Origin of the sequence: Methanofollis sp. W23 (genome assembly GCF_017875325.1) — an archaeon.
GTDB lineage: Archaea > Halobacteriota > Methanomicrobia > Methanomicrobiales > Methanofollaceae > Methanofollis.
On record NZ_JAGGMN010000001.1, the window covers coordinates 370532 to 383740 of the forward strand.

The 13209-nt window shown below is 61.1% G+C and carries 15 protein-coding genes; 1 reads left to right on the forward strand and 14 read right to left on the reverse strand.

Going from position 1 to position 13209, the window contains the following annotated elements; genetic code table 11:
* Positions 1–2 precede the first annotated feature (2 nt).
* The 14 genes from J2129_RS01555 to J2129_RS01620 form a co-directional block, all read right to left on the reverse strand.
* Entirely contained in the window at positions 3–800 is a 798-nt protein-coding gene (locus J2129_RS01555; RefSeq protein ID WP_209628968.1) for a diadenylate cyclase, read from the reverse strand.
* Positions 797–1663, reverse strand: coding sequence for a succinate--CoA ligase subunit alpha (sucD, locus tag J2129_RS01560; RefSeq protein ID WP_209628970.1), 867 nt, complete (start codon positions 1661–1663; stop codon positions 797–799). The genes J2129_RS01555 and sucD overlap by 4 nt, the downstream gene beginning before the upstream one ends.
* Positions 1660–2745: an ADP-forming succinate--CoA ligase subunit beta gene (sucC, locus tag J2129_RS01565; protein WP_209628971.1), complete on the reverse strand. Its 1086-nt coding sequence runs from the start codon at positions 2743–2745 to the stop codon at positions 1660–1662. The genes sucD and sucC overlap by 4 nt, the downstream gene beginning before the upstream one ends.
* Positions 2732–3280, reverse strand: coding sequence for a 2-oxoacid:acceptor oxidoreductase family protein (locus J2129_RS01570; protein ID WP_209628973.1), 549 nt, complete (start codon positions 3278–3280; stop codon positions 2732–2734). Before J2129_RS01570 ends, sucC begins: the two co-directional genes overlap by 14 nt.
* A complete protein-coding gene (locus J2129_RS01575; protein WP_209631215.1) occupies positions 3277–4035 on the reverse strand; it encodes a thiamine pyrophosphate-dependent enzyme in 759 nt (252 codons plus the stop codon). Before J2129_RS01575 ends, J2129_RS01570 begins: the two co-directional genes overlap by 4 nt.
* 32 nt (positions 4036–4067) lie before the next feature.
* Positions 4068–5168 (reverse strand): 2-oxoacid:acceptor oxidoreductase subunit alpha, encoded by a 1101-nt coding sequence (locus J2129_RS01580; RefSeq protein WP_209628975.1) that lies wholly within the window; start codon positions 5166–5168, stop codon positions 4068–4070.
* On the reverse strand, positions 5165–5437 hold the full coding sequence (locus J2129_RS01585) for a ferredoxin family protein (RefSeq protein WP_209628977.1): 273 nt from the start codon (positions 5435–5437) through the stop codon (positions 5165–5167). The genes J2129_RS01580 and J2129_RS01585 overlap by 4 nt, the downstream gene beginning before the upstream one ends.
* The gene (locus tag J2129_RS01590; RefSeq protein ID WP_209628979.1) at positions 5434–5991 is read right to left on the reverse strand and encodes a FumA C-terminus/TtdB family hydratase beta subunit; all 558 of its coding nucleotides are present in this window, start codon (positions 5989–5991) and stop codon (positions 5434–5436) included. The genes J2129_RS01585 and J2129_RS01590 overlap by 4 nt, the downstream gene beginning before the upstream one ends.
* On the reverse strand, positions 5982–6827 hold the full coding sequence (locus J2129_RS01595; protein WP_209628981.1) for a fumarate hydratase: 846 nt from the start codon (positions 6825–6827) through the stop codon (positions 5982–5984). Before J2129_RS01595 ends, J2129_RS01590 begins: the two co-directional genes overlap by 10 nt.
* Positions 6828–6922: 95 nt before the next feature.
* Positions 6923–7435 (reverse strand): 50S ribosomal protein L16, encoded by a 513-nt coding sequence (locus tag J2129_RS01600; protein ID WP_209628983.1) that lies wholly within the window; start codon positions 7433–7435, stop codon positions 6923–6925.
* Between the two features lie 1082 nt (positions 7436–8517).
* A complete protein-coding gene (locus tag J2129_RS01605; protein ID WP_209628985.1) occupies positions 8518–8751 on the reverse strand; it encodes a tetratricopeptide repeat protein in 234 nt (77 codons plus the stop codon).
* Between the two features lie 447 nt (positions 8752–9198).
* The gene (locus tag J2129_RS01610) at positions 9199–9951 is read right to left on the reverse strand and encodes an ABC transporter ATP-binding protein (RefSeq protein WP_209628987.1); all 753 of its coding nucleotides are present in this window, start codon (positions 9949–9951) and stop codon (positions 9199–9201) included.
* The gene (locus J2129_RS01615; RefSeq protein WP_209628990.1) at positions 9948–10766 is read right to left on the reverse strand and encodes an ABC transporter permease; all 819 of its coding nucleotides are present in this window, start codon (positions 10764–10766) and stop codon (positions 9948–9950) included. Before J2129_RS01615 ends, J2129_RS01610 begins: the two co-directional genes overlap by 4 nt.
* Positions 10766–11989: an ABC transporter substrate-binding protein gene (locus J2129_RS01620; protein ID WP_209628992.1), complete on the reverse strand. Its 1224-nt coding sequence runs from the start codon at positions 11987–11989 to the stop codon at positions 10766–10768. Before J2129_RS01620 ends, J2129_RS01615 begins: the two co-directional genes overlap by 1 nt.
* A 189-nt stretch (positions 11990–12178) precedes the next feature.
* Between J2129_RS01620 and J2129_RS01625 the strand changes: the two genes are divergently transcribed.
* A complete protein-coding gene (locus J2129_RS01625) occupies positions 12179–12712 on the forward strand; it encodes a helix-turn-helix domain-containing protein (protein WP_209628995.1) in 534 nt (177 codons plus the stop codon).
* Positions 12713–13209 lie beyond the last annotated feature (497 nt).

Sequence of the window (13209 nt, forward strand, 5' to 3'; positions counted from 1 at the left end):
TTCTAACTGGTGATCCTGATATCTGACCTGATCGTGATGGTGCAGGCCCCGTCACGGAAGACTCTCACCATTCCTCCGCTCTCTGAGACCGTCACCCCGACCGCCGGCATCACCGCGGTGATCGCCGCCGTCGCCAGGTGGCGCCCCCCCAGGCCAGGCGGGAGATTGACCACCTTGGCGTTGACGTCGAGGTAGGTCCCGGCAGAACAGACTCTGCCTTCGGTGTCGATGATGAAAACTCCATCGATCTGGGCAAACTCCTTCACGCTCTCCCAGTTCTCCCGCCTGGTGATATCGCGGGAGGCCGGGTCGTGCCCGGCAAAGGGGTTGAGGACCGCCTGGTGGGAGTGCCTCGCGATCCTGGCCGGATCCCCGATGATGAAGGCCGTCCCGATCCTCCTGCCTTCCCGCCCCTCGATAGCGATCTCGAGGGCGAGGTTGAGGACCGCATACATCACGTCCCTCGGGGCGATGTCCTCGTATTCCTTGATGTCGACGAAGTTCTTCGCCTTCTCCAGGTCGAAGACCAGGATGGCGTACGGGAAGACCGCCACGACCGTCCCGTCCTCGAACTGTTCCTTGAGATAGGCATGCACCGCGGCGTCGAGCATATGGTGCTCGCAGACCGAGAGGATCTCGCACATCGAGAGGTCCTTGAGGATGTCGAGCTGCAGGTCCTTGACCCAGACCAGCGGCACCTTGGCCTGGCAGGTGCAGGGCTGGGTGAAGGAGACGACGGCCCGCGCCCCGATCTCCTCGGCGAGTTCGGTTGCAGTCTGGACAAGGAGGTGCTCGTTCATAGGAGACTCTTGATGATACCCGGGATCTCGGACGGCCGTGAGGCCACGTCGACTCCCATTGCTTTCAACCGCATGATCTTGGACTTTGCGTCGCCCTCGCCGCCTGAGATGATCGCACCCGCGTGCCCCATCCGCTTGTTCGGCGGGGCGGTGACCCCGGCGATATAGGCCACGACCGGAAGGTCGGTCGACCGAACCCCTTCTTCCTCCAGGTTGCCGCCGACCTCGCCGATGAGCACCACGGCCCTGGTCTGGGGGTCTTCTTCGAAGCGGGCCAGGGCGTCGGCAAAGGTCTGGCCGATGATCGGGTCGCCCCCGATCCCGATGACCGTGGACTGGCCGATCCCGGCCCTGGTCAGTTCGTCGACGACCTCGTAGGTGAGCGTCCCGCTCCTTGAGATGACCCCGACATGCCCGCGAGAGTAGAGGTGGGTCGGCATGATCCCGAGTTTGAGTTCGCCAGGCGAGAGGAGGCCAGGACAGTTCGGGCCGATGACCGTGCACCCGATCGTCTCCGCATACCCGATCGCCTTCATGGCGTCATGGACCGGGATATGTTCGGTGATCGCCACGATCGTCTCGATCCCGGCATGGGCGGCCTCCATGATCGAGTCCCCTGCCGCGCCGGCAGGGACAAAGAGGACGCTTGCAGTAGCGTCGTGCTCGGCCAGGGCCTCCTTGACACTGTCGTAGACCGGGACGCCGCAGACTTCCCGGCCTCCCTTGCCCGGGGTGACCCCGGCAAGGACGCCTGCCCCGCCGACCGACCTGGCATACTCGTTCATCAGGTTGATATGGAAAGAACCCTGCTTCCCGGTGGCGCCCTGCACGATGATCCCGGTGTTCTTGTCTCCATAGATCATGCGGTCACCTCCACCGCGGCCCTGACGGCCTCGTCCATGCTCCCGAGCATCTTGTAGCCGTGCCCGGCAAGGAGTTCTCTCCCTTCTTTCTCGTTTGTCCCGGCGAGACGGACGATCACCGGTTGGTCGACCCCGGCCTCGATGATCCCGCGGGCCACCTCGTCGCAGCGCGTGATCCCGCCAAGGAGGTTGACGATGATCACCTTCACCGCGGGCATGTCCGCCACGAGTTCGACGGCGTACTTCACCCGGTCTTTATCGGCACCGCCGCCGACGTCCAGGAAGTTCGCCGCTTTCCCGCCGAAGTGGTCGATGAGGTCCAGAGTGGACATGGTCAGCCCGGCGCCGTTGCCGATGACCCCGATCGAGCCGTCGAGTTCGACATAGGAGAACCCATGCCTCTCGGCCTCGCGCTCGCGCCTGGTGAGGTCGCGGTTCACCGCGATCTCCTGGCGGGTCAGGGCATTGTCGTCGACGATCAGTTTGGCGTCCGCCGCATAGACCCCCTGGGGGGTGGTGACCAGGGGATTGATCTCGGCAAGGAGAGCGTCCCGGTCGCAGAAGACATGATAGAGTTTGTTGATAGTCTCTCCGACCTCGGAGGGTGCGTCCCTGATCAGTTCGCGCAGCAGGAACCGCGGGATATTGCGCAGGAGCGGGGTGAACGAGACCTTCCTGATCGCGTCCGGGTTCTTCCTCGCGGTCTCCTCGATATCGACCCCGCCGATATCGGCAAAGAGGACGACCGGCTGCTTGGTCGAGCGGTCCATGGTGATGCTCACGTAATATTCGTGCTGGATCTCCAGGTGTTCCTCGATGAGGACGCGTGCGACCTTGACGCCTTTGATCTTTCTGGCAAACAGTTCTCTGGCGGCCAGGACCGCAGTGTCGGTGTTGGCCATCAGGACGCCGCCGGCCTTCCCCCGTCCGCCTACGTCGACCTGGGCCTTGACCACGACCTCTGGCCCGACCTTGCGGAGGTTGAGGACCGCTTCCTCGTGGTCGCTGATCAGGATGCCCTTTGGCACTTGAATGCCATGTTGTTTAAAAAGTTCTTTTGCTTCAAATTCAAGCAGTTTCATCTTGTATGCTCCTTGTGCCGAGGTCAAAGCCGAGTTTCAACGCCCGCATATTGAGGTCTTCAGTCCCCTTCGGGACTGAGTCGAGGACGGCCTTCTCGATCGCCTCCCTGGAGACGATCCTGGTGGTCGCCACCAGCGCCCCAAGCATCACGATATTTGCGACGATCACCCGGTTGAGGGTGAACTTTGCCTCGTAGGTTGCAGGGATAGGATAAAACCGGCACTCAGGCCGGTCCTGGACGAGCCCGTCGTCGAGGAGCATCACCGCCTCCTCGGGCGCCCCGGCCCCGTACTTGAGGAACCCTTCCTGCGACATGATCACATAGATATCAGGCCTGGTCACTTCGGGGTACAGCACCGGTTCGTCGTCGATGACGACGGCGCTCATCGATGCCCCGCCCCGTGCCTCAGGCCCGTAGACCTGGGTCTGGACGGCGTATTTCTGGTCATAGATCGCCGCCGCCCTGCCGAGGATGACGGCTGAGAGGATGATCCCCTGGCCGCCGAAGCCCGAAAAACGGATCTCGTGTCTCATTCTTCGTGCACCCCCATCGCCGGCCGATACCGCCGCACAAACTCTCCTACCGGGAACTTGTCCTCGGGGAGGGGTCGGCCTTCGGCCTCCATCTCTTTCCATTTCTTCATCAGGACGGCGTGGTCCCGCATCCACTGGACCATCAGTCTGGCGTCGCGGAGTTTGTTCCGCCGCCCGTAGCCGGTCGGGCACTGGACCATGGCCTCGATGAAGGAGAGTCCGGGGGTCTCCAGCCCGGCCTTCACCGCCCTGGTCAGTTCTTTTACATGGTAGGAGGTCCAGCGGGAGACATAGTTCGCCCCTGCCGCCACCGCCAGGGAGGCGAGGTCGAAGGGGGCCTCGTCGCACCCGTAGGGCGTCGTCGTCGAGATGGCGCCGAGCGGGGTGCACGGGCTCCCCTGTCCGCCGGTCATCCCGTAGATGTAGTTGTTCATGCAGACGACCGTGAGGTCGATGTTGCGCCGGCAGGCATGGATGAAGTGGTTGCCCCCGATGGCCGCCAGGTCGCCGTCGCCGGTGAAGACCACCACATGGAGGTCTGGCCGGCAGAGTTTCACGCCGGTGGCAAAGGGGATCGCCCGCCCGTGGGTGGTGTGGAGGGAGTCGGTGATGATGTAGCCTGGCGCCCTGGACGAACACCCGATCCCAGAGATGAAGACCGTGTTCTCGGGCTCCCAGCCCATCTGGTTCACGGCATTGAGGGTGCAGTTGATCACCGTGCCGTTCCCGCACCCGGTGCAGTAGATATGGGGCATGCGGTCTTCCCGCAGCCACTCCCGGAAGTCTTTCACAGATATTCCTCCGCGGTCCCGGCAAGCCGCGCCGGGGTGTGCAGTTCGCCGCCGAGTTCGGGTACCGGGACGACCGGCACCGCGGTGTGCCTGGCTGCCTCCCGTGCAATCTGCCCGAGGTTCAGTTCAGGGACTAAAAAGACCCTGGCATTTTTGAACTCCTGCAGGGCAAAGTCGGGGAAGGGCCAGACCACCCGCAGGCGCAGGGATCCGACCCGCTCGTCGTCCATGTCCCTGACCGCCTGTTTCACCGGACGTGCCGGCGAGCCGTATGAGATAAAGACCACTTCGGCGTCAGGGTTGGTCACCTCGTAGTCGGCCATCTCCTGGCGCGCCTCCTCGACCTTCCCGACCAGTCTCCTGACCAGGCGGTCATGGACGCCCGGGTCGGTGGAGGAGGGGTAGCCCTGCTCGTCGTGGGTGAGCCCGGTCACGTGGACCCCGTGGCCCTGGCCGAAGGTGGGGAACCCTGGGACGCCGTCCGCGCCCGCGGCGAAGGGGAGGGTCCCTTTCTCAAGTTGACGCCGTTCCATGATCTCGACGGCGTCGGGCACCTCGATGCGCTCGCGCATATGGGCGATGATCTCGTCGGTCATCACAAAGGTCGGCACCCGGTAGCGGTCGGCAAGGTTGAAGGCCTTCGCGGTCAGTTCGTACATCTCCTGGACCGAGGCCGGGCTGACGGCGATGATGCTGGAGTCGCCGTGCGAGCCGAAGCGGCACTGCATCATGTCGCCCTGGGAGGCGCGGGTCGGCTGGCCGGTGCTCGGCCCCCCCCGCTGGACATTGACGATGACGCACGGGGTCTCGGTCATGATCGCATACCCGATGTTCTCCATCATGAGGGAGAACCCGGGGCCTGAGGTGGCGGTCATCGCTCTCGTCCCGGTCCATGAGGCGCCGATCACCGAGGCAATGCTTGCGAGTTCGTCTTCCATCTGGACAAAGGTGCCTCCGATCTTGGGGAGACGTCTGGCCATGTGCTCGGCGACCTCGGTCGAGGGCGTGATCGGGTAACCCCCAAAAAAGCGGCACCCGGCTGCCAGGGCCCCTTCGGCACAGGCGATGTTGCCCTGCCAGAATTCAAGTCGTGTCACTCCTCCACCACCACCTTCTCTGACGAGTAGGGGTCTTCGTCCACCCAGGTGATCGCCTGATCCGGGCAGATCATCTGGCAGACGCCGCAGAGCACCCGCCCGTAGAGTTTCTGGAGGCGGCAGTTGGTGCAGCGTTCAGGACGGTCGAGGACAGGCACCACCACACCTTTGTGGTTCGGTTTTGTCCCCTCCTGAAAGATCTTGTATGGGCAGACCAGGGTGCAGAGGTTGCAGCCCTTGCACCTGGTCTCGTCGATGATGAGTTTCATAAACTCGGTCCTTTATAACTATTGAACTCCTGCCTAAATTGTAGTTTTGCCTTTTGCATCACGGCCGCAAAGAGGTCGCCGCCGTGGGCGTCGATCCCCACAATGAGGGGGAGGTGGTCGAGTTCGATCTCCCAGACCGCCTCGGCCATCCCGAGATCTTCGAAGGAGACGCCTTTTATCTGCATCCTTGCGGCGGCAAGGGCGGCGCATCCGCCGGTGAAGGCGAGGTACACCCCGCGGCCGCGGAGTTCTTCCCTGACCCCTTCGTCCATCCCACCTTTGCCGATAAGGGCGCGGACGCCGGCGTCAAGAAGGAATCCAGAGAGGGCGTTCATCCGTGCCGAGGTGGTCGGGCCTGCGGCGACGACCTCGCGCCCCCTGATCACCGGGCCGCAGTGGTATATCGCGGCCCCAACCGGGTCAAAGGGGATGCCTTCTTCTCTCATCCTGAGGTGCGCCTCGTCCCGTGCGGTGTAGACGGTTCCCGAGAGGGTGACGGCGTCGCCGGCACGCAGGTCGAGGACTTCGTCGCCGAGCGGGGTCTTCAGGTCCATTTCTCCACCTCCACGGTCCTGGTCGCCCGTCGGTTCGCCCAGCACTGGACATTGACCGCCACCGGCAGGGAGGCGGTATGGCAGTGGCCGCGTTTAATTTTCACCGCGAGGGCGGTGGTGGTGCCTCCAAGCCCCATCGGCCCGATCCCGAGGGCGTTGACGGCGTCGCAGATCTCCTCTTCGAAGGGGTCCATCTCGTCGATCGGGAGAAGCAGCGCCTCTTTTGCAAGCGCCGCCGCCCCGTCGAAGGTGGCGCCGATCCCGATCCCGAGGACAACCGGCGGGCAGGGTTTGCCGCCGGCAAGGAGCATGGTCTCGGCGACGAAACGGGCGATCTCGCTGGCCTCTGAGGGGAGGAGCATGGCGATCCGCGAGCAGTTCTCGGCGCCCGCGCCCTTTGGGAGGACGGTGATCGTCAACTCGTTGCCTGGCTTCAGGTGGACCGCCGGCATCCCGCCCCCGGTGTTGTCGGTTGTATTCTCTCGTGTGAGGGGGTCGACGACATTGGGCCTGAGCGGGACCGAGTCTGTCGCCTGGCGCACCCCCTCTGCGAGTGCGTCATAGAGTGCTTCAGTTGCCGGGACCGATGGGGGGAGGGTGAGATAGATGACCGGCACCCCGGTGTCCTGGCAGAGTGGGAGTCCGCGCTCCCCGGCATAATGTATATTCTCCCTGATGTTCTCGAGTTGGGCCCGTGCGGTGGGGTCCTCTTCTCGCTCGAGTGCCCGACCGATCGCCGTGTTCACGTCGGGGGGAAGGGAGGTCTCGGCTTCATGGAGTGCAGACGCGGTTGCCGCGGTGACTGCTTCCAGAAGTCCGGATGACACGCTCTCCATCACCGGATATAATGGATGAGGAGGGCTAAAAAATATGCTGTCGAACTCTTCTCTCCTCCTGCCTTGCGGCAGAGGAGAGAAAAAAAGAAGAATATTTAGTGCTGTGCCTTTTCTTCGATGACGATGCGGGTCGGTGACGGAAGTTTGTAGCCGCCGTGCTTGAGGGCGTCCTTTGCCTTCTCGATCTGGTTCTTGTTGGTATAGACCGTGAAGATCTTCTGGCCCGGTTCGACCCTTGCAGCGGTCCCTACCGCCTTGCCGAAGGCCATCCGCATCCCTTCCGAGACACGGTCTGCACCGGCACCGGTGGCCTGCTTGTTCTCACGCAGTACATGATGGGGGTAGGTGCGGAGCTTGAGGTGGTAGCCTGCACGCCCGACCTCGTTCATCAGACGCCTGTTGATGTTGATACGCGCTGCTTCAAGCGCAGTGTGGCGGATCTGACAGGACTCCTCCACCGCAAGGCTGATCTCCATCGGGAAATCGCCGCTGAGGTTGCCCATATCAAACTGCACGATCCTGCTACCGGGCACACCGCCCATATATTCTCGCCGTGTATATGCCTTCTTGGCGAGATTCCTATACATTACTCCAGGTTTACGTACCATTCCTCACAACGCCTCGCCGTAAGTTCGTGCTTTATAAGATAGTGATTTTTCCTAATAAAGGTTACTGGAGGGAGGAGAATTGCGCATGACGCAAAATCCTGCCATCCCGGAGATCCTGGGTGCAGGGTGTTTCAGGCACTGTTGAAACTCCTATCCATGTTTTGTACTCTTCTGTCCTGGGCATTTTATAATATCTTGCCTCGGGCCTTCCTCTGTCCCTGACACGTCAGGATGACGATTGCGCCGGGAAGGCACCCCCGGTGGAGATGAGGCGGGGGTGTGCGCTCCCCCTTTGATCTTGACGCGAGGGTGTAGGGGGCGGCGAGCCCCCCCTCTGTCGAAGGGCCACCATGAGGATTTACCGTGAGCATATCTCAAAACTCTCTTTGGGTGACTATCTCCTCGACCTGAAATGCATCCTTCCAGAAATTCGAAACGCTCTCCTCCACCTGGGGTCCTGGCCGTCTCCTGGCCATAAAGATAGGTTCAATTGCGTACGCGTGGGCTCTGTAGAACCCCTTACCTATTTGTGTGGGGGAGACGTGTGTCACCCGCCTTCCTACCTCTTTGGCCGGGGACGGCACGCCCCCGCCAGAGAGATTCATCAAGAGGATTTACCATGAAAATGATCCTGACGATCCTCTCTTCAGGTTTGCATGAGCGTGTGAACTCGCCATATCCCTTTGAAGCCAATACGCAGAGGATAGAAAATTCCTATGATGAATCGGCCCCCCTCAATCGTCGAGATTTCCTTGCCATCTCGTGCCGGCGGGAAACCCCCCGGACCCCCCACGACGAAGAGAGTCGAGGGGCGGCATGATGCTCGACTTTGATTCGCTCCTCGTTCGTAAGGATGAGAGTCAAGAATTGATCAAATTTGATATGATATTTTCATCCCGTATGCTTGAAGCGGGCGCTCGCCTCATGCCGAATTCTACAGAGTCTCCGCGTGAGGAGGGGAGGGAGAAGAAGGGGCGGGGTCACCCTGTGGCAATGCTATATCCCTTAGCCCCATAGGGAGACACCGCCCCTGACTCCTCTTCAACATATTCGGCCAGCGAGGGGTCATAGCGTGTTGCATTCTAGAAACACAACTCTGCTTCAGGACCATTCTCCATATTCAGATAGATGATCCCCTTGAGGTACCAGGCAAGCCCGTACTCCGGGTCCAGTTCGAGGGCGTGATTGCAACTCGTCAGCGCTTCTTCATACTGATTGTAATTGTTGTTGTAGGACATCCCCCTGATACACCACGCGGTGGCGTTCTCAGGGTCTGAGATGACGAGGTCATCGTAGTATTCCTGGCTCTCGTTCACCCGCTCTTAGAATGCAGAGAGGTTCGAGGTCTCTGACATCTTCGTGTCGGCGGCAATACACCCGCCTGTATACAAAATCAGAATGCCGATGCCGCAGAGCGAGAGTTTGAGGGGGGGTGATTTCATCTCTCGACCATTCATTCAGAATTATATATGGTTGTGGATCGGGCCGTCTGCGTGACTGATGTGCTTCCCCTTATCGCTCGCGCCAGGGGCGCGGCCCCCGGAACCTCTGGGATGAAGATAGGGTCGGGAAGGCCACTCCTGAGATCCTGAAGAGAAGAGGCGGTGCCGTCCCCCGCCTCTCGTCACTGTGGGGGGTCTCCCCCAGCCCAGGTGCGAGATGGTAGGATATTCTGCATCGGGGACGGCGATAGAGCCGGGAGGGCAGAGAAACGATCATGGTGAGTGGGCTGCCGGCCCCCCCTGGGGCCGTTACCGCGCCCCTCAGTCGCTCCCGTTATGGATCAACGAGAGGACATAGCGGCGCACCTGGGCAAACTCAACGCTTGTCCGGTCGCGGGGTCGATTCTGCTCGACCGTGACGATCTCCCTGATATCAGACGGCCGTGGCGAGAGGACGACGACCCTGTCAGAGAGATAGACCGCCTCGTCCACGCTGTGCGTGACAAAGATCACGGTCTTCTTCGTCTTCTTCCAGATATCCAGGAGTTCTTTCTGCATCGTGTTCCTGGTCTGGGCGTCGAGGGCCCCGAAGGGTTCGTCCATCAGGAGGACCTGAGGCTCAGAGCAGAGAGCCCGTGCCACCGCTACCCGCTGGCGCATCCCGCCGGAAAGTTCGTACGGATGGCTGCTCTCGAACTCTTTGAGCCCGACAAGATCGAGGTACTCCCGCGCCTTTGCGTACCGCTCCTCTTTTGGGACACCCCGCACTTCGAGTCCGAAGGCGGCGTTGTCGATGATCGTCCGCCAGGGGTACAGCGAATACTCCTGGAAGATCATGGCAAGTTCAGGCGCCGGGCCTGCGATCTCTTTGCCATTGATCTCGGCCCTGCCTGAGGAAGGGGCGTCGAGCCCTGCGATGATCCGCAGGAGCGTCGTCTTCCCGCACCCGGAAGGGCCAAGGATGCAGATGAACTCTCCTTCCTCGACCTGGAGGTTGATGTCGCCAAGAGCCGTTACTTCTTCGCCTTTCTCGTTGACAAAGACCTTTGATACATGCTTGATCGAGAGACTCATCTTGTCATCCCCCTCCACCTGAATCTCCGGTGTTCAATGGCCCTGAAGAGCCCGTCGATGAGCAGGCCGATCAGTCCGATGACGATCATTCCGGCGATGATCACCTGAACCTGTCCCCAGTTGTAGGCATACATGATCAGGTAGCCCAGGCCCGAGGTGGTGCCTGGCAACATTTCGGCCGCCACCACGCACATCCAGGCGATCCCGAACCCGACTCGTAACCCGGTCCAGATTGTCGGGAGGGAGGCGGGCATGATCACCTTGGCAAGAACCTGCCGCTGGCTTGCCCCGAAGGTGCGGGCAGACTCGACCCAGGTCCGGTTTACCGACTTGACCCCGTCGACGGTGTTGAGCAGCACCGGGAAGACCGCCCCGATGAAGATGATGAAGGTCATCGAGACGATCCCGGTCTTGAACCAGGCAAGGGCCAGCGGGATCCAGGCGAGCGGCGGGATGGGCCTGAAGAGTTGGACCGTCGTGTCGACGAAGTCCTCGACCCGTTGCCAGTAGCCCATCACCAGTCCGACCGGGATCCCGACCAGGGCCGCGAGCCCAAAGCCCAGAATTACCCGTTCGATAGAGAGAAGGGCATTGTTGATGAGGCTCCCGCTCCCCAGGATGTCCACGGTCGGGGTGGCAAGGACGGCAAGCACCGATTCAAGACGCGGGAGGATGAACTCATTGTTGATGAGGACCGCGGCGATCTCCCAGCAGATGATGATCAGGATAGGGAGGATGGCCCCGAGGGCCCTCCTCCGCAAGGCAGTATTTTTCTGTTTCCGTGTTCTGTTCTTGGCTGTATCTGTTCCTTCCATCAGACTTCTTTCACCACCAGTCCGCTGTCTTTGAGGGCGAACTTGAGCATGACATCCTGGATGGAACCTTTCAACGGGGCCGCAATCTTCAGCGGTTTCCCCTCGGCTGCTCTGCTGTTCGCCCACTCGACGAAGGACGGCCAGTCGTTTACTGGTGCGGATGCAGCCACGACAAGTCCGGATCCCTCAGTATTAACGGGTTGGACGATCTTAATAGGTGTTCCTTTGTCGATGGCGCTGATCGCCGGCGGGGCGCCGACCCAGGCCATCTGGATGTTGTCGGTGGCGGCAAGCTGCATCAGGGCCGGGCCTGCGGCGCCGGAGACGAGGGTGACGTCGGCGATCTTCTCGCCGTTGACGATCAGCTCGAGATTTTCAGGCCTGCTCTGTGAGGGGTCTGTGGGCTTGAGGGCGATGCCGTAGTTCTCCTCGAAATATTCCCAGTTTTTGATCGCGACAAAGAGCGAGGCGTGATGGTCTGACATCAGGTAGCCGATGCTGAACTTGTCAAACTTCTCAGGGGTGGCGATCTCGCCGGCGTCGATCATCGTCTTGCCTTCGGTGTAGGGCTGGGTGTTGAAGATGAGGTCGCGGCGCTCTTCTTTGGTGGCGTCTTTCAGGCTGCCGGTGAGGTAGCCGAGTTCAGACTGGGCGTCGACGAAGAGGTCGACCCCTTCCATCCACTTCTCTGAGGGTTCGCTGGTGAACTTGATCGTCGGGATCGCCTTCTCCAGGACGTCGACCGAGTTCACGGAGACGTCGCCGTAGGTGAAGTTGCCCTTGCCGACAAGCCAGTCGGCGACGATCTCGGCGGACTCGTCCTGGTGCTCGTTGACGTACTGGTTGCCCAGGGTCGCGAGGGCGCTGACGGCGTTGACTGTGTCGGGGTGCTCCGCGGCAAAGGCGTCACTGGTGACGACGACGCAGCAGGGGTGGTCCTTCCACATGTCTTCGGGCGGGAGGTCCTGCGAGTACGAGGCGACCTTGCCGATCCCGCTGACGGTGGCGATCTCTACGAAGGGCTGCCAGGCGATGTAGCCGTCGATCTCACCGGTCGAGAGGAGCATCGGCATGGGGCCGACGCCCTGGCTGTAGGTGACGCCGACCTCAGCGCCTTCGGTTGTAGGGGTCGTCGGGGTCTCGGGTTCTGAGACGCACCCGGCGACGACGAGAAGAGCTGCAAGTCCGATGGCAAGGACTGCAGCAAGCATCTTGTTTGCCATGGGGTACTGGTCAGCCTCGGGATATTTATAGGTCGTCGTCTTGCTGTCTCAGAACTATCCAATTGTGTCTTCTGTGGTCGATTTGTGTCTTTTTGTCTATGCAATGTACCTCTTCGTCCTCTCTTTTCCGGCGTATTATGTGGACATACGGGAGAACATTTATCATGCTTTACCCAGAAGGGATAACCCATGATCCAGGCAGACCCGGTCGAGCGCATCATCAAGGCGGCGCTCATCTCTGACGAGGAGTTTGTGGCGGTCCTCCAGCATGTACTGAAGAATGACCTGCGGGTGAGCGTGCGCGAGCTCTCTGAGCGGAGCGGGGTCGCCCAGAGCACGCTCTATAAGGTGCTCACCGGCAAACGTTCGCCCACGCTCCCCACCCTGCGGGCGATCGTCAATAGTGTCCGTTCATTCTCCCGTATCCCTGAAGAAGCCTTTATCGGGCTCATCGCCGCGCGCTATGTCCTGGAGTCCATCCAGGAGCGGACGGCGGTCGTCGATGGTCATGAGTACAGGGTACGGGAGTACCCGGTCTATACCTTTGAGGACGCGATCATCGCCGCCGTGCGGGCCGAGCGGGAGGGTGCCATCGCCGTCGTCTGCGCACCTATCGCCTCCTCGACGATCGAGCAGCTGGTCAGGATCCCGGTGACGACGATCGTGCCAAAGGACAGTGTCCAGCGGGCGATCGAGTCGGCGGCGCGCAAGGCGTGGTTGTAAAGGGGGTTCAGGTGAGGATAGGGGGGCGGGCATCGGCTGAAGAATGGGATCGTTCCCTCTTGATCTTCTCCACTGCTGCTCAACTGGGGCCCGGGTTTCCCTGACCCACTTATCGCGAAGTTAGAGGCGGATGGGCTCTGTAGAACCCCTCTGGATAATTGTCTCTGCGGGGGCTTGCCGCCCCCCGGACCCCCCGCGAACACGATTGGTCGTGGACTGCAACGCACTTGTTATGGTCATCTATTCTGCCTTCCAGATCTCATCGTGGTCTCGGGGGTCCGGGGGCTGAGCCCCCGGCTAAGTTTCTACAGAACTGGCGGATGAACATCGATCGACACTTTTACGTAACACGTTCATCTGGGGGTTTGTAGAATACATCCTCTTTGCATCACACAGTCCTCCCCTGGGATCGAAATCCGTTGCCTTCCCTTACTATCAACCGCGGGGCGCCGCCCCTGGGATCCCCATGATGAAGATGGAAGCCGGAAGGTGGAGAG